General features: G+C 71.0%; 12 protein-coding genes, 4 tRNA genes and 1 pseudogene. 7 read left to right on the top strand and 10 right to left on the bottom strand.

The window, feature by feature from the left end; all coding sequences use genetic code 11:
• Positions 1 to 17: 17 nt before the first annotated feature.
• Positions 18 to 587, bottom strand: coding sequence for an HIT family protein (locus MXD60_RS12940; RefSeq protein ID WP_248819282.1), 570 nt, complete (start codon positions 585 to 587; stop codon positions 18 to 20).
• Positions 588 to 2,154: 1,567 nt separating this feature from the next.
• Positions 2,155 to 2,226: transfer RNA gene (locus MXD60_RS12935), tRNA-Val, on the bottom strand.
• A gap of 435 nt (positions 2,227 to 2,661) precedes the next feature.
• On the opposite strand from MXD60_RS12935, the gene MXD60_RS12930 reads away from it, so the two are divergent.
• Positions 2,662 to 3,093: an SsgA family sporulation/cell division regulator gene (locus MXD60_RS12930; RefSeq protein WP_009739629.1), complete on the top strand. Its 432-nt coding sequence runs from the start codon at positions 2,662 to 2,664 to the stop codon at positions 3,091 to 3,093.
• A gap of 215 nt (positions 3,094 to 3,308) precedes the next feature.
• Here the strand turns inward: MXD60_RS12930 and MXD60_RS12925 are convergent, their stop codons facing one another.
• Complete coding sequence (locus MXD60_RS12925) at positions 3,309 to 4,415, bottom strand: chorismate-binding protein (RefSeq protein ID WP_518467861.1); 1,107 nt, start codon at positions 4,413 to 4,415, stop codon at positions 3,309 to 3,311.
• Positions 4,416 to 4,757: 342 nt separating this feature from the next.
• Here MXD60_RS12925 and MXD60_RS12920 point away from each other — a divergent pair.
• The 3 genes from MXD60_RS12920 (at position 4,758) to MXD60_RS12910 (ending at position 5,026) form a co-directional block, all read left to right on the top strand.
• A tRNA-Gly gene (locus MXD60_RS12920) sits at positions 4,758 to 4,829 on the top strand.
• Positions 4,830 to 4,870: 41 nt separating this feature from the next.
• Positions 4,871 to 4,942 (top strand) — tRNA-Cys (locus MXD60_RS12915).
• 12 nt (positions 4,943 to 4,954) lie between these two features.
• Positions 4,955 to 5,026: transfer RNA gene (locus tag MXD60_RS12910), tRNA-Val, on the top strand.
• Between the two features lie 106 nt (positions 5,027 to 5,132).
• Here the strand turns inward: MXD60_RS12910 and MXD60_RS12905 are convergent.
• Positions 5,133 to 5,975: an N-acetylmuramoyl-L-alanine amidase gene (locus tag MXD60_RS12905; RefSeq protein ID WP_248819281.1), complete on the bottom strand. Its 843-nt coding sequence runs from the start codon at positions 5,973 to 5,975 to the stop codon at positions 5,133 to 5,135.
• A 99-nt stretch (positions 5,976 to 6,074) separates the two neighbouring features.
• Positions 6,075 to 6,881: a DUF3097 domain-containing protein gene (locus MXD60_RS12900; RefSeq protein ID WP_248819280.1), complete on the bottom strand. Its 807-nt coding sequence runs from the start codon at positions 6,879 to 6,881 to the stop codon at positions 6,075 to 6,077.
• A 171-nt stretch (positions 6,882 to 7,052) separates the two neighbouring features.
• Between MXD60_RS12900 and MXD60_RS12895 the strand changes: the two genes are divergently transcribed.
• On the top strand, positions 7,053 to 7,640 hold the full coding sequence (locus MXD60_RS12895; RefSeq protein ID WP_248819279.1) for an isochorismatase family protein: 588 nt from the start codon (positions 7,053 to 7,055) through the stop codon (positions 7,638 to 7,640).
• Positions 7,641 to 7,714: 74 nt separating this feature from the next.
• On the opposite strand, the gene MXD60_RS12890 is transcribed toward MXD60_RS12895, so the two are convergent.
• The 4 genes from MXD60_RS12890 to MXD60_RS12875 all read right to left on the bottom strand — a co-directional run bounded on the left by MXD60_RS12890 (position 7,715) and on the right by MXD60_RS12875 (position 10,428).
• Positions 7,715 to 8,008, bottom strand: coding sequence for a DUF4193 family protein (locus MXD60_RS12890; RefSeq protein ID WP_248819278.1), 294 nt, complete (start codon positions 8,006 to 8,008; stop codon positions 7,715 to 7,717).
• Between the two features lie 240 nt (positions 8,009 to 8,248).
• Positions 8,249 to 8,782, bottom strand: a complete 534-nt coding sequence (locus MXD60_RS12885; protein ID WP_248819301.1) for a DUF3145 domain-containing protein — start codon at positions 8,780 to 8,782, stop codon at positions 8,249 to 8,251.
• Positions 8,783 to 8,948: 166 nt separating this feature from the next.
• Positions 8,949 to 9,869, bottom strand: coding sequence for an SPFH domain-containing protein (locus MXD60_RS12880; RefSeq protein ID WP_248819277.1), 921 nt, complete (start codon positions 9,867 to 9,869; stop codon positions 8,949 to 8,951).
• A 124-nt stretch (positions 9,870 to 9,993) separates the two neighbouring features.
• Entirely contained in the window at positions 9,994 to 10,428 is a 435-nt protein-coding gene (locus tag MXD60_RS12875) for an NfeD family protein (protein WP_248819276.1), read from the bottom strand.
• A 122-nt stretch (positions 10,429 to 10,550) separates the two neighbouring features.
• Between MXD60_RS12875 and glgX the strand changes: the two genes are divergently transcribed.
• Complete coding sequence (glgX, locus tag MXD60_RS12870) at positions 10,551 to 12,743, top strand: glycogen debranching protein GlgX (protein ID WP_248819275.1); 2,193 nt, start codon at positions 10,551 to 10,553, stop codon at positions 12,741 to 12,743.
• A 7-nt stretch (positions 12,744 to 12,750) separates the two neighbouring features.
• Positions 12,751 to 15,231 carry a malto-oligosyltrehalose synthase gene (gene treY / locus MXD60_RS12865; RefSeq protein WP_248819274.1) on the top strand — a complete coding sequence of 827 codons (2,481 nt, stop codon included), beginning with the start codon at positions 12,751 to 12,753 and terminating at the stop codon, positions 15,229 to 15,231.
• Positions 15,232 to 15,380: 149 nt separating this feature from the next.
• On the opposite strand, the pseudogene MXD60_RS12860 reads toward treY, so the two are convergent.
• A pseudogene (locus MXD60_RS12860) lies at positions 15,381 to 15,587 on the bottom strand (hypothetical protein); the annotation flags it as partial.

The following is a 15,587-nucleotide window of genomic DNA, read 5'->3' as shown; positions in this document are numbered from 1 at the left end:
CGGCGCGCACCGCTGCCCTACTCGTCCGCGGCGGCGCGCGCCCAGGCCTCGGCAAGCATCTCGCGGGTCTGCCCCAGCAGCGCCGGCAGCACCCGGGTGACACCGACGACCGGCATGAAGTTCGTGTCCCCACCCCAGCGGGGAACAATGTGCTGGTGCACGTGGGAGGCGATACCGGCGCCGGCCACATGACCGAGGTTCATCCCGGTGTTGAAACCGTGGGCGCCGCTGGCCGCCCGCAGGGCACGCAGCGACCGGCGCACGAAGAAGGCCATCTCGACGATTTCCTCGGACTCCATGTCGGCATAGTCGGCGACATGGCGATAAGGCACGACCAGAAGATGCCCAGCATTGTAGGGATAGAGATTCAGCACCGCATAGACGGTCTTTCCGCGGGCGACCACGAGACCGTCCTCGTCGGACATCTCGACAATCGCGCAGAAGGGGCATTCATCGTCCCGCCCGCGGCCCTCACCCCTGATGTACGCCAGCCGGTGCGGCGTGTAGAGGCGTTGGAAGGCATCCGGGCCGCCGACGCCTGCCTGCTCCTGCAGGACGACCTCGTCGGGTGCGCGCTCCGCGCTCATCGCGCGACCACCGCCACCCCGTCGACGGGGACCCGGACCGCCGCGGCGAACGCCCGGCCGGGACCGGTCCCGCGAGCCCTGGGCAGCCGGAGGGTGCCGGCAGTCACCACCTGCGCCACCTCCGTCGGACGACCCCCGGAGACGACTCCCCCGGGGACGATCCCCCTGGAGACGATCCCCCTGGAGGGGTGGTCATCGTCCCGTCAATTTATCAGGACGTGGCCCCATCGGCCGGACCTCGACGGGCGCCCGCGCAGATGCGCGCCCGCAGGCGAAGAGGGAGACTGGCGGCGTGGGGGGGTCGCCGCCAGTCTCCCTCGAGTGGCGTATCCGGTTTCGAACCACGGCGTCCCGGCCGCCGTCGCGGCGAACCAACGCCAGGAACCGCGACCGGGAAAGGATCTCCCAGCGCTGCCCCGGCGAGAGGCCCCGTCGACAAGATGACGTCGACGAATGGACCTGCTGCCGGACCCGCTACGCCCTGCACGATCAGCTTAGCGGCCGTCAAGCCGATCTGTACAGGGCGCACCTCACGCCGCGCCGAAATAACCGGCCAACGACCAGCGCCGGGAGAACCAGTACCCACCTGCCGCTACAGCCACCACACCGAAAGAGCGGGACGCCCAACAATGCCGACCTACGACCCGCCGACCAAATGCCATCGCGCGTTGGATTCGACGTTCGCCGGCACAACCCCGCACCAGCGCACGGGCGGGGCGGGTTCCGTGCATTTCGCGGCTACCCGGGACACTCGACGCGACCCGCCCCCAGGGCATCGGGCGGGCCGCGCCACCCGGGGTAGCCCGTCCGAGCGACTTTGTCATCCGCCTGCGGACGACCAGCGGTACCGCCCCTTACCCGCCTGGCCGCCATCCCTCAACGGACGCCCGCCGGCGGACGAGCGACGGCACTGGCCACCCCACCACTGGCCGGCACCAGCTCACGAAGAGTCACCGATGCCACGACGGACCTCCCGTGAGTGCCAGGACGCCCCGACCGAGGGCCCTCCACCGGGCACCCCCGCCAACCGGCACCAAGGTGGGGTCCCGCGGCAATTCGTCTACCGAATCCCGCACCGGCAGATCGTGTCCGATGTGCCGGATTAGCGCTATATGCGCTGCTGGTGGCGGGCCTGCCCGCCGCGACTTCCATCCACCGCCAGTGAGTCCGACAGCCCTCACGAGCGCGAAAACGGGCCTCGCCGGCCCAAACATCGGAATCGGCCGCACCGACACGAAAGGGGAAGGAAGAACGGATCATCGACACCCGGCCGCCCGAAGCGCGAGCATGAACACAGAGCGCCCGCACACCCCTCCGAACGCCCATCACCCCTGCGCCCCAACCCGGCGCCCAATCCCTCCAACTCCAACACCGAACCCCAAACCAACCCAGATGAAGACCAACCAGCACCGAGAAGAGCGGCCAACCCGGCCGTCGATCAAGGAATCCGCAACATGCCAACCCACACCCCACCAACTCCGGGGGCCCGGAGAGCCAGCTCTCCTGCACGCATTGCATGGGTCGCCGCGAGCCCCTGAAAGGGGGCAGCATGAGAAGAAAGTTCGCGTGGGCGTACGTGGTTTCGAACCACGGACCTCTGCCGTGTGAAGGCAGCGCTCTACCCCTGAGCTATACGCCCTTGCGGGTGGGACCACCATACACGCCCGCGATCGGGTGCCACGCAGGGGGTCCGACCGGATGGATGCGGTCATGTCGTCCGTCCCGCCCGGTGGGCGGACTGGACCGGGTTCGCCGCGACTGGTCAAGGTTGGGAACCACCCGGACGGGGAAGACTGAAGGTGGAACGGCCTCGGCAGGTTGGACCGTTACTCGGGGGGACACTCGGCCGTCACGGATAGTAATCACCGATCCCCGTACGCACGGGATCAATCCGTTGACGGACCGATCTAGCATCCATCGCGAGAAGGGTTCACCCTTCCGGGCAGGACAAGCCGCCCAAACTGCCGTAACGGATGTTGTCTTGGCATAATCTTGTTTCCAACGGGACTCGGAGAGGGAACTATCCCGTTACACGGGTGCTCGCCCGCACCATCGCACCATGAGAGGCCGCCCGATGACTATTCGTCACGATTCGATCACCGCCGAACTCGCCCTTCGTCTCGTCGTCCCCGGCGGCGCACCCGTTCCGGTCGCCGCCACGGTCCGCTACGAGCCGGCCGACCCCTACGCGATCAGCATCGGCTTCCGCACGGGCGCCGACGAAGTCGTGGAGTGGACCTTCGCACGCCAGTTGCTGAGCGACGGCGTGCGCCGGCCCGCTGGCGACGGGGACGTCCAGGTATGGCCGGCCGCCCAGTCCGGTGGACGCATCGTCTGCCTGTCGTTGTCCAGCCCGTCGGGGCACGCGCTGTTCGAGATGCCGCGTTCCGAAGTCCTGGCGTTCCTGCGTCGAACATATTCAGCGGTGCCGCTTGGCGGCGAGAGTGACATCATCGATCTTGACGCAGAGCTAGCCCTGTTGATCTGGGGCGGTCCCGAGCGGTGATCAGACCGGGGTTGGGATCGCTGCCCGGCCCCGGCAACCCGGTGCGGGCACTCATCGGACGCGGGAAGCCAGCGTTCCCGTCATCCGGATCCAGAACAGTTCGACCAACCACATAAGGCGAGCACCCAACCGCCCGGCCGGATCCTCCGGCCGGGCGGTTCGTCGTTCCCGTGCCGGCGGGCGCGACCGGCGCGCCCATCGGCCGGCTGCCCGCGTCAGGAGCTGGCGAGGCCGACGAGCCGGGCCGCCTTCAGCTCGGTCTCCCGCCACTCCCCCTCGGGATCGCTCCCCCAGGTGACGGCCGCGCCCGTGCCGAACCGGAGCTGGTCGTCCACGAACCAGAAGGTGCGGATGCCGACGGACAACCAGCCGTGGCCGCGGTCGGCGTCGACCCAGCCGATGCCGCCGCAGTAGGGACCGCGCGGCACCGGCTCCAGCTCCCGGATGATCTGCAGGGCGCTCACCTTGGGCGCCCCGGAGACGGATCCGGCCGGATTCGCCGCCTCGATGAGCTCCGGCCAGCCCACGGTGGGACGCAACCGGGCCCGCACGGTCGAGACGAGGTGGACCAGCCCGGGATGATGCTCGACCGCGCACAGCGCCGGCACGGTGACCGAACCTGCCCGAGCCACCCGGCCAAGGTCGTTGCGCACGAGGTCGACGATCATGATGTTCTCGGCGACGTCCTTCTCCCCGAGATCCCGCACGGTCCGCCCGGTGCCCTTGATCGGGCCGGAGCGGACGACGTCTCCGTCTCGTTCGAGGAACAGCTCCGGCGACGCACCCGCGATCCGCAGCCCGGCCTCGGCGACGTCGAGCACGACGGCGTAGGGCGCCGGGTTGCCGGTGGCCAGGACTGCGGCGAGAGCCGCCGGGTCCCCGCCGGAGCCCGGACCACCAGCCCGGACCGGCAGCGGCGCGGACATCACCCGGCACAGGTTGACCTCGTAGACGTCGCCCGCGGCGATCCGCGCCCGGATGGCCCGCGCCCCCGCGACGTAGGCGTCGCGGTCGAGGCTCGTCGTCCAGGAGCCCGCCGGCGGACCGCGCCACGGCCCGCGGCGCAGCGCGGCGGCGCCCGCAGCCGGCGCCGGGCGGACGTCGGCGAAACGGACACAGCACAACGAACCCTCGAAGTCGAGGACCACCGCCCAGAAGCCGCCGCGCTCCAGCACGGCCGGGTCGTCGCTGATCTCCAGCACGCCCGTCGCGAGTCGGCCGCCGGCGAGCAGGTACGAGGGCGGCCGGCGGGGCTGGCCGGCTCTCGCCGGCCGGACGGCCCGGTCCAGAGCGCCCATGTTCGTCCGGCTCACGACGATCACGTTACGCCGATCCCGACCATCCCGCTCCGCCCGGCATGCACCGCGTCACGGTCGCCGACCTGGCCGGGCGGCGGCCGGCGGGCGGCCACGGGCCCGAGCCGCCGGGCCGGGGACCGCCCCGGGGACCGCCCCGGGGACCGCCCCGGGGGCCGCCCCGGGATCCCCCCGCGCGTCGATCAGGAGTCCCACCGGGCCAGGTGGTCGTGCCATGGGCGAAACCCGATGTTCACGTGGGTCGCCTTGACCCAGCGCAACATCTTCGCGACGCCCGGCGGGCCATTCGACGAGGAGGCCGTTCGTCCGCTAGAGTTCTGACTGCACCGGCAAGAAGTCAGGTGCGACGCGGACGTGGCTCAGTGGTAGAGCATCACCTTGCCAAGGTGAGGGTCGCGGGTTCGAATCCCGTCGTCCGCTCGGAAGCAGAGGGGCTTGAGGTCTGCACCGCGGCCTCCCGCGGCGGAGTGGCCGAGTGGTTTAGGCAAGGGCCTGCAAAGCCCTGTACGCGGGTTCGATTCCCGCCTCCGCCTCTGGTTCATCGCGGGCGATTAGCTCAGTGGGAGAGCGCTACCTTGACACGGTAGAGGTCACTGGTTCAATCCCAGTATCGCCCACCCCGCGGATCGATGCATCGTCGCAAGAGGCCACTGGTTTCCAGTGGCCTTTTTGTGTGCCCGAATGCGGATTCGCCGCCCAGCCTCCGGTCAGCCCAGCCGGCGGTCAGCCCCGCTGGGCCGTGCTCGCCGACCCCGCCTGGAGAAACGCCGTGAGCCCGTCGGCGACGCCGGTGGCGGCCCGCGCCCGCCACGCCGGGTCGACCAGCGCGGCCGCGTCGGTCGGGTTGCGCATGTTCCCGCATTCGAGGAACACCTTCGGCACGCGGGAAAGGTTCAGCCCGCCAAGGTCGGACCGGATGGTCATCCCCTCCTTGCCGAGGTAGTCCGCCAGCGGCAGGCCGGTGGCCCGGCCGAACGCCGTGCGCAGCACGCCCGCGAGCCGGGTCGAGGGAGCCAGGATCGACGCGTTCGCCCGGTCGGGGCTGAGCGCGGGCGCGATCACGTGAAAGCCACGTCCGGTCACGGGACCGCCGTCGGCGTGGATCGACACGACCGCCGCGGCCCCGAGATCGTTGCCGGTCCGGGCTCGCTGGTCGATGCACGGCCCGACCCCGGTGTCGTCACCGCGGGTCAGCACCACCCGCGCCCCCCGGGCACGCAGGATCATCGCCGTCCGCTGGGCCAGGTCGAAGGTGAAGGCGTGTTCCGGGTAGCCGGCGGCGGTCTGCGCGCCGACCGTGTCGCACTCCTTGTCGAAACCGCCCGCCGGCACCTGTCGGTTGATGACCGCGCCGGCCCCCGCGTTGCCGCCGTCGTGACCGGGGTCCAGCACGATGGTCCGACCGGCCAGCGACACCGCCGCCACACCGGCGGCCCGGGCCGGGGGGTCCAAACCATGACCGTCGAGCCTGTTCAGCGCGAACCGCAGAGCGAAGCCGGCCAGCAGCCCCAGCAGAACCACTCCGGCGATCTGCAACACGAAGATCCGCCGGATCCGTACCGGCATGCAGTCTCCCGCCTTGGCCCAGAGTCGTGGGTGCCCCTACCACCGTAGGTGATCGGGAAGCGGCCTTCCGCGCGGCGTCGGGCCGCGCCCCGGCACCGCTCAGGCCGCGACGAAGTCGATCAGGTGTTCCACGGCCCTGAGCAGGCCCACCTCAAGATCGCCGTAGTCGTCGACGGAGGAGAGTACCCGGCGCCACATCTCGGCGGGTTCCGAGACACCCAGCGCCCGGCAGACGCCTTCCTTCCACGGCTGCCCGCGCGGCACGACCGGCCAGGCGGAGATGCCGACCGAGGCAGGCTTCACCGCCTGCCAGATGTCGATGTACGGATGCCCGGTGACCAGCACGTGGTCCCCGGTGACGGACGCCGCGATCCGGCTCTCCTTGCTCCCGGCGACGAGATGGTCGACGAGGACGCCCAGGCGCCGTCCCGGCCCGGGGCGGAACGCCTCGACCACGCCCGGCAGGTCGTCGACGCCGTCGAGGCTCTCCACGACGACACCCTCGATACGCAGGTCGTCCCCCCAGACCCGCTCCACGAGGGCGGCATCGTGCAGCCCCTCCACGTAGATGCGGCTCGCCCGGGCGACACGCGCCTGGTGACCGGCGACGGCCAGGGAGCCGGACGCGGTGCGCGCGGGGGCGCTCGGCGCCCTGCGGCGGGGGCGCACGAGGGTGACCCGGCGGCCCTCCAGCAGGAACGCGCCCGGCTCCAGCGGGAACAGCCGCCGGGCACCGTGCCGGTCCTCCAGGGTCACCCCGCCGTGCTCGGTGGCGACGACGGCGCCGCAGAACCCGCTGGTGGCGTCCTCGACGACCAGGTCCGGCTCGAGCTCGATCTCCGGGATGGCCGGGCGGGCCCGGGCGCTGGGCGCCAGGACGTCCCGGCCGTAGTCACGGCTGTGCATGCCGCGAACCTAAGGCGTCAGAACGCCATGATCGGGTAAATCGCCCCACGGGCGTGTCGGGATGCGACACTGGGGCATATCGCTGCCGGGCCGTCCCCGCGCCGGGGAACATCACGGTGCCCCGACCCGTCCGGCGGTCCCCACGCGAGGCATGGGGCGACGGGAGGAACAATGACGGCACGCTACGGCCCGCGGGTCGCGTTGCTGGTCGTGGATGTCCAGAACGACTTCGCGGATCCGGCCGGCAGTCTCTACGTCACCGGCGGGGAGGAAGTCGTCGCCGGTATCAACGCCGAGATCGCTGCGGCCAGGGCCGCGGGGTCCCCCGTGTTCTACAGCCAGGACTGGCATCCGGCCCGCACGCCGCACTTCGTCACCGACGGGGGCGTCTGGCCGCCGCACTGCGTGGCGGACACCGGCGGGGCGGCGTTCCACCCGGACCTGACCGTGGCCGGCGAGGTGATCCGCAAGGGGGTCGACGGGGCCGACGGCTACTCGGCCTTCTCGGTGCGCGATCCGGAGTCGGGCGACCAGCGATCAACCCTGCTCGGTCAACGGCTCGCCGAACTGGAGGTGACCACGCTCGTGGTGGTCGGCCTCGCGGGGGATCACTGCGTGCGCGAAAGCGCCCTGGAGGCCCGAGGGCTGGGGCTCACGGTGCTGCTTCCGCTGGAGCTGACCAGGTTCGTCAACCTGCGCCCCGGCGACGACCAGCGTTCGGTCACGGCGATGCGCGAGGCAGGCGTCCTGGTCGACTGACCCCGACCAGCCGGCGCGGCGGCCTTTGCGGTGACCGCGACGTCGGCCGGCGGGTGAGTCGGTACATCGGAGGATCAGGCGGCGCAGTCGCGGCAGACCATCCGCCGCTCGTCGTAGAGCTGGCTGCGGTGGTGCACCAGGTAGCACTGCGTGCAGGTGAACTCGTCTGCCTGTCTCGGCAGCACCCGCAGGTTCAGTTCTTCGCCCCCCAGGTCGGCGCCAGGCAGGCCGAGCTCGGTCTCGAACGGGTCAGCATCATCACCGAGGTCGGCTGCCGCATCGGCTCGCCGCGCCTTGAGAGCCTCCAGACTCTGCTCGGATGCGTCCTCTATGTCAGCAGTACGAGGAGTGTCGTAATCGGTGGCCACTGAAGTAACTCCCAGAAAGGTTGTTCGTGGTCGTGCGCAAGCCTCAACGCACGACCGCCGGGGTATGTGCCCGTCAGACCCGCGCTACCCTGATGTGGGCTTCACCACACGCGCGTGCCCAGTCCACCCCGATACGTGGCCGGCCGCGGCGGACCGCCACCGACGGCCCCATCCGCGCAGGCCAGCGGCGGTGTCCCGCCCCGGGCTGCGGATTGCCGCGAACCCGGTTCCCCGGTTCGGTCACCCGGTGCGGCGCAGCCAGGTGATCGGCGCACCATGGGCCCCGCGGCGCAGCGGCTCAAGGACGTCGTCCCAGGCCGTTCCGAGCAGGCGGTGCAGCCCACGGGCGAGTGTCTCGCGGGCCTCTCCCCGTTCGAGCAGGGCCCGCAGGGCTGCCTCCCCGACGACGACGTCGCCGTTGGCGGCGATCGCGGCCCGGTGCAGGCCAAGATCAGGAGTGTAGGAGTATCGCTCGGCGTCACATCCGGGTGACGGCCCCTCCACGGTTTCGAAGGTGACGTGCCCGAGCCGGCGCATGGCGCCCGCGACCCGACCCGCCGTTCCCGGGGACGCGCGCCATTCCAGCCCGGCGAACAGAAAACCGGGCATGCCGGGCTGCGCCGTCCAGGTGAGCGACACCGGCGACGACAACACTCCGGTCACGGCGAACTCCAGGTGCGGGCAGAGCGCGGGCGGACAGGCAAGAACCGCCAGCTTGCCCGGCACGGCGAAGGACGACGAGCCGGATGACAGCTCGCGAGCTGTCGGTGACATTGCGACCACGCAGGACCTCCGTCGACGAGGAACGCCTTCCCCTGCGCCTGTCGACCTGGCCGTTATGGCTTGCCGGAATCGTCCCATGGTCCGAGCCGGCGGACTAGCCCCACCCCCTCTGAGAGCTATGACTAAATGGGCGCAATCGCGTTGCTCACTCCGGTCATCATGGACGCTCGGCCGATGACCCGTCCGGACGGGTCCCCGTTGCCCCGTCGGAGGTCAGGCCACCGAACAGCCCACCGAGGCCGCCCAGCGCGCCGGTCAGCTCGCTCGGCACGATCCACAGCTTGCTGGCCTGCCCCTGGGCGATCTGCGGCAGCGTCTGCAGGTACTGGTACGCCAGCAGTTTCTGGTCCGGGTCGCCCTCGTGGATGGCCCGAAAGACGGTGTCGATCGCCTTCGCCTCGCCCTGGGCGGTGAGGATCTGCGCCTCCCGCTCCCCCTCTGCCCGCAGGATCGCCGCCTGCTTCTCGCCTTCGGCCCGCAGAATCTCGCTCTGCTTGACGCCCTCGGCGGTCAGGATGGCCGCGCGGCGGTCCCGCTCGGCGCGCATCTGCTTCTCCATCGAGTCCTGGATGGAGCGGGGTGGGTCGATGGCCTTCAGCTCGACCCGGTTGACCCGGATACCCCACCGGCCGGTGGCCTCGTCGAGCACGCCGCGCAGCTGACCGTTGATCTGGTCCCGGGAGGTGAGGGTGGCCTCCAGGTTCAACCCGCCGATGACGTTGCGCAGGGTGGTGACGGTCAGCTGCTCGATCGCCCGGATGACGTTGGCGATCTCGTAGGTCGCCGCGCGCGCATCGGTGACCTGGAAGTAGATGACAGTGTCGATACCGACCACGAGGTTGTCCTCGGTGATCACCGGTTGCGGCGGGAAGCTGACGACCTGCTCACGCAGGTCGATCCGGTCGCGGATCCGGTCGATGAACGGCACCACGATCGCGAGGCCGGGGGTGAGCGTGCGGTGGTAGCGACCGAGGCGTTCGACGACCATCGCGCGGGCCTGCGGAACGATCCGCACCGCCCGCACCAGCGTGAGCAGCAGGACCGCCACGATCACCACGGCGACGATGACACCTGCCATGACTACCTCCCCTTGTCCTGGCCCCGGCTCGGTCCTGGCCCCGGCTGGGTCCGGCCCTGGGCCCGGCCCGTCGGTACGCCGTGGCGCACGGTACGGCGCAACCGGCGGGCGGCCGGTCGGGCCGTCAGATCTCGAAGCTGTGCACGATGGCGGTCGCCCCGTCGATGCGCAGCACGTGCGCCTCGCTGCCGACAGCCAGCACCGCGGTGGTCGGGTACGACCGCGCCGACCACACCTCGCCGCGGATCTTCACCCGTCCGTTGTCCGCGTCGACCTGCTCCACCACCACGGCTCGTTCACCGACGAGCGCCTCCGTCCCCGTGCGCAGGCTGGGCGCGCGCTGCAGGTGACGCCGGGCCGCCGGACGCAGCCCGAGCCCCAGGGCGCCCGCCGCCCCGGCGAAGGCGACGAGCTGCCAGACCACATCGGCGCCGAGCACGGCGACAGCACCGCCCACCAGCGCGGCGACCGCGAACATCGCCAGCACGAGGGTCAGCGTCAACAGCTCGCCGACGAACAGGGCGCCGGCGACGACGACCCAGATCGCCCAGTCGGCCATGTCTCCATGCTAGGCCCGGCCGGCGGGAACCGATCAATAAAACGTCAACGCTTCCGAACGTGTGGCCTCAGGATTCACGCGCCGAGCGGTCGCCCATGGCGCCATGCCCGTAGGCTTCGCGTATGTCGCAGGTCTGGCCGGGTCACCCGTATCCCCTCGGTGCCACATATGACGGTACGGGAACGAATTTCGCGATCTTCTCCGAGATCGCGGAGAAGGTCATGCTCTGCCTGTATGACGACGGCGGCCGCGAGGAGCAGATCGAGCTCCCCGAGGTGGATGCCTTCGTCTGGCATGCCTATCTGCCCTCGGTCGGGCCCGGCCAGCGCTACGGCTACCGCGTCCACGGGCCCTACGACCCGGCCACCGGCCACCGCTGCAACCCGCACAAGCTGCTGCTCGACCCGTACGCCAAGGCCGTCGACGGCGAGATCGCCTGGGACCAGGCGGTCTTTCCCTACACCTTCGGCGACCCGGACAGCGTGAACGACGCGGACTCCGGCCCGCACATGATGAAGTCGGTGGTCATCAGCCCGTTCTTCGACTGGAACGGGGACCGCCCGCCGCGCACGCCGTACAACGAGTCGGTGATCTACGAGGCACATGTCCGTGGGCTGACCAAGAACCATCCGGGGCTCCCGGAGGAGTACCGCGGCACCTATGCGGGCGTGGCGCACCCCCTCATGATCGACCATTACCGCAAGATCGGCGTGACCGCGATCGAGCTGCTGCCGGTGCACCAGTTCGTGCACGATGAGCACCTGGTCAGCAAGGGCCTGCGCAACTACTGGGGATACAACTCGGTCGCCTTCCTCGCCCCGCACAACGGCTACTCCGCCTCGGGCGGCCAGGGCCGGCAGGTGCAGGAGTTCAAGGGGATGGTCAAGAACCTGCACGAGGCCGGCATCGAGGTGATCCTCGACGTCGTCTACAACCACACCGCCGAGGGCAACCACATGGGGCCGCTGGTGTGCTTCCGCGGCATCGACAACAGCGCCTACTACCGGCTCGTCGACGACGACCTGCGCTACTACATGGACTACACCGGCACCGGCAACAGCATGCGGGTCCGCCATCCGCACGTCCTGCAGCTCATCATGGACTCGCTGCGGTACTGGGTGACCGACATGCACGTCGACGGCTTCCGGTTCGACCTCGCGGCCACCCTGGCGCGGGAGTTCTACGACGTCGACCGGCTCTCGTCGTTCTTCGACCTGGTCCAACAGGACCCCGTCGTGTCCCAGGTGAAGCTCATCGCCGAGCCGTGGGACCTCGGCGAGGGCGGCTACCAGGTGGGCAACTTCCCCCCGCTGTGGACGGAGTGGAACGGCAAGTACCGCGACACCGTCCGCGACTTCTGGCGCGGCCAGGACCACGGCATCGCCGAGTTCGCCTCGCGGCTGACCGGGTCCAGCGACCTGTACGAGAACAGCGGGCGGCGGCCCTGGGCGTCCATCAACTTCATCACCGCCCACGACGGGTTCACCCTGCACGACCTCGTCACGTACAACGAGAAGCACAACGAGGCGAACGGCGAGGACAACCGGGACGGCTCCGACGACAACCGCTCGTGGAACTGCGGCGTCGAGGGGCCCACGGACGACCCCGGCGTGCAGACGCTGCGGGTCGCGCAGACCCGTAACCTGCTGACGACGCTGCTGCTGTCCCAGGGGGTGCCGATGCTGGTCGCGGGTGACGAGATGGGCCGCACCCAGGGCGGCAACAACAACGCCTACTGCCAGGACAGCCCCATCTCGTGGCTGGACTGGGCCGATGCCGAGCGCAACGCGGACCTCGTCGACTTCGTCGGCCAGGTCTCGAAGCTGCGCCACGACCATCCGATCTTCCGCCGACGCAAGTTCTTCGAGGGTGCCCGCCCGCGCGGACAGGGCAGCGGCGGCACCGGCGATGATCCCGCCGGCAAGGACATCGTCTGGCTGCGGCCCGACGGCACCGAGATGACCGACGCCGACTGGGAGTCCGGCACCGCCCGCTCCCTGGGGGTGTTCCTCAACGGCGAGGGCATCTCCGATCCCGACGCACTCGGCCAGAAGATCCACGACAGTTCGTTCCTGCTGTATTTCAACGCCCACTTCGAGCCGGTCGGCTTCCGCGTCCCGGCGGGGACCTTCGGCGACTCGTGGGAGACCGTCGTCGACACCCGGCGCTCCACCGCCGCGGTCGACGCCGGCCTGAACGCGAGCGCGCTGTCCCAGACGGCACTCGACCCCATCGACATCGGCAAGATCGTCAAGGCCGGCGACGCCCTCGAGATCGACGCCCGCTCCACGGTCGTGCTCCGCCGTGTCCCCTGAGCCGACCATGCCGGGCGAGATCCCCGGCCGCGACCGGCCGGTGCCGACGTCGACCTACCGGCTCCAGCTCAACCTCGACTTCTCGTTCACCGACGCGGCGGTGGTCGTCCCGTACCTCGCCTCGCTGGGGGTGTCGCACCTGTACCTGTCGCCGGTGCTGGAGGCGGCGCCGGGCTCGACCCACGGGTACGACGTCGTCGAGCACGGCCAGATCAGCCCGGAGCTCGGCGGTACCGGCGGCCTGCGGCGGCTGGTCGCCGCCTGCCGCAAGGCCGGCCTCGGCCTCGTCGTCGACGTCGTGCCGAACCACATGTCGGTGGCCTCGGAGGCGGCGAACGCGGCCTGGTGGTCCGTGCTGCGCGAGGGGCCGGAGTCCCCGTACGCGAGCTGGTTCGACATCGACTGGGCCGCCCCGGACAACCCGGGTCGGGTCCTCGTGCCGGTTCTCGGCTCCGGGCTCGCGGACTGCCTGGCCGCCGGCGAGATCTCGGTGCGGCAGGACACCGAGGGCGCGTGGGTCGTCGTCTACTACGACCACGTGCTGCCGACCGCGCCGGGCACCGCCAACCCCGACGACGTCGCCGCGACCCTCAACGCCCAGCACTACCGGCTGTGCTGGTGGCGGGTCGGTGCCACCGAGCTGAACTACCGCCGGTTCTTCGACATCACCACCCTGACCGGGCTGCGCCAGGAGGAGCCGGACGTCTTCGCCGCCACCCACCGGCTGCTCGTCGAGCAGGTGCGGGCGGGCACGTTCGACGGACTGCGCATCGATCATCCGGACGGCCTGGCCGACCCGGAGGGCTACCTGCGGCGGCTGTCGGAGGCCACCGGCGGGGTGTGGACCGTCGTCGAGAAGATCCTCGAGGACGACGAGACGCTGCCGCAGACATGGGCGTGCGACGGCACCACCGGCTATGACGGGATCGCCCGGCTGACCCGGCTGTTCCTCGACCCCGTCGCCGGACATCCGCTCGCCGTGCTCTACCAGGAGATCGCCCAGTCCGACGCGGACTTCGAGGTCGAGGCCCGGGCCGCCAAGCTCGACGTGCTCGCGGGCGTGCTCCAGCCCGAGGTGGACCGGCTGACCTCGCTGGCCCTCGTCGAGGCCCGCCGGGCCCGCGCCGACCTGACCCGTACCGGGCTGCGCGAGGCGCTGTGCGAGGTCCTGGCCGCCTTCGACGTCTACCGGGCCTACATCCGCCCGGACGGCACGCCGAGCCTGGAGGCCCGCGGCCACGTGGTGCGGGCCTGCGAGCACGCCCGGTCCTACCTGCCGGGCCGGTCCACCGAGGTCGACCTCATCGAGGACCTGGCGCTCGGTGGGCCGCCCGAGTTCGTCGTGCGCTTCCAGCAGACGTGCGGCCCGGTGATGGCCAAGGGCATCGAGGACACCGCGTTCTACCGGTACGGCCGGATGATCGCGCTCAACGAGGTCGGCGGGGACCCGGGCCGGTTCCCGGCGTTCACCACCGGCCATCCGCGCAGCGCCGTCAACGAGTTCCATGAGGCGAACTCCACCGCGCAGCGGACCTGGCCGCTGGGCATGACCACGCTGTCGACCCACGACACGAAACGCTCCGAGGACGTGCGCGCCCGCCTCGCCGTGCTCTCGGAGGACCCGCGTGGCTGGGCGGAGGTGGCCGGTCGGCTCGTCCGCCTCGGCGAACGGCACCGCGACACCGAGCAGGGCTGGCCGGACCGGCCCACCATCTACTTCCTGCTGCAGACCCTCGTCGGCGCCTGGCCGCTGCCGGCCGAGCGGGCCACCGAGTACATGCTCAAGGCGGCCCGCGAGGCGAAGCTGTACACGAGCTGGACCGACCAGGACCCCGCCTACGAGGCGGCGCTGGCGAACTACATCGTCTCGGTACTGGAGGACGAGGAGTTCCTCGCCGTGCTCACCGGCTATGTCGGCGGCCTGGTCGAGCTCGGCCGGCAGAACTCCCTGGCGCAGAAGCTGCTACAGCTCACCATGCCCGGGGTGCCGGACGTGTACCAGGGGCAGGATCTGTGGGACCTGTCGCTGGTCGATCCCGACAACCGGCGCCCGGTGAACTACGGCGACCGGACGAAGATCCTCGCCGAGCTCGACATCGAGACCGCCGCGGACAGCGGGCCGCCGCGGCGCCCGCCGCTGCTCGACGACTCCGGCGCGGCGAAGCTGCTCGTCGTCGCCCGGGCGCTGCGGGTGCGGCGCGACCATCCGGACTGGTTCGGCCCGCAGGCCACCTACCGGCCGCTGTGGGCGTCCGGCTCGGCGGCGGAGAACGTCGTCGCGTTCTCCCGGTCGGAGTCCGTGGTCGCCGTGGTGCCCCGGCTGGTGCTGGGCCTGCGCCGCGGCGGCGGCTGGCGGGACACCACCCTGCCGCTGCCCGAGGGCCGTTGGACCGATGTGCTGACCGGCCGCAAGCACGACGGCGGCACGGCCTACGTGCTGCGGCTGCTGCGCGACTTCCCGGTCAGTCTCCTCGTTCGAGCCCTGTAGCCGGTCCCGCTTCCCGCCGCCTCCGCAGCACGCACAGGAGGCTCTGCCCTGCCCGCGAGCAGGGCGGGCGCGCACCACGGTGACGACTCGTGCTGCCGGCCGGCGCAGGCCGGCGGTCACCGCGGTGGCGCCGTCGTCACGGCCCCAGGTCAGGGCGTTTGCGAGCGGCCCGAACCAGCAACAGACAGAGCCAGCCACGAACTCTCGAAGCGGCGCGGCAGCGGCACGTGGTTCGACGAGGGCACGAAGGCCGGCCGGGGGGGGGGGCCCACCCCCCCCCCCCCCCCCCCCCCCCCCCCCCCCCCCCCCGGCGCATATAAACAAGGACCGCTCGACCGCGCGGTTTCCGGGGTCGT

The sequence above is a fragment of the Frankia sp. AgB32 genome (genome assembly GCF_023243045.1).
Classification (GTDB): domain Bacteria; phylum Actinomycetota; class Actinomycetes; order Frankiales; family Frankiaceae; genus Frankia.
Note: the sequence above shows the minus strand (reverse complement) of the source record. Positions and strands in the feature narration are given on the sequence as shown.

What these genes read in the sequence shown, in the direction of transcription:
- MXD60_RS12940 (WP_248819282.1), bottom strand. Translation starts at nt 587, where the DNA reads ATGAGCGCGGAGCGCGCACCCGACGAGGTCGTCCTGCAGGAGCAGGCA.
- MXD60_RS12930 (WP_009739629.1), top strand. Translation starts at nt 2,662, where the DNA reads ATGACTATTCGTCACGATTCGATCACCGCCGAACTCGCCCTTCGTCTC.
- MXD60_RS12905 (WP_248819281.1), bottom strand. Translation starts at nt 5,975, where the DNA reads ATGCCGGTACGGATCCGGCGGATCTTCGTGTTGCAGATCGCCGGAGTG.
- MXD60_RS12900 (WP_248819280.1), bottom strand. Translation starts at nt 6,881, where the DNA reads ATGCACAGCCGTGACTACGGCCGGGACGTCCTGGCGCCCAGCGCCCGG.
- MXD60_RS12895 (WP_248819279.1), top strand. Translation starts at nt 7,053, where the DNA reads ATGACGGCACGCTACGGCCCGCGGGTCGCGTTGCTGGTCGTGGATGTC.
- MXD60_RS12885 (WP_248819301.1), bottom strand. Translation starts at nt 8,782, where the DNA reads ATGTCACCGACAGCTCGCGAGCTGTCATCCGGCTCGTCGTCCTTCGCC.
- MXD60_RS12880 (WP_248819277.1), bottom strand. Translation starts at nt 9,869, where the DNA reads ATGGCAGGTGTCATCGTCGCCGTGGTGATCGTGGCGGTCCTGCTGCTC.
- MXD60_RS12875 (WP_248819276.1), bottom strand. Translation starts at nt 10,428, where the DNA reads ATGGCCGACTGGGCGATCTGGGTCGTCGTCGCCGGCGCCCTGTTCGTC.
- glgX (WP_248819275.1), top strand. Translation starts at nt 10,551, where the DNA reads ATGTCGCAGGTCTGGCCGGGTCACCCGTATCCCCTCGGTGCCACATAT.
- treY (WP_248819274.1), top strand. Translation starts at nt 12,751, where the DNA reads ATGCCGGGCGAGATCCCCGGCCGCGACCGGCCGGTGCCGACGTCGACC.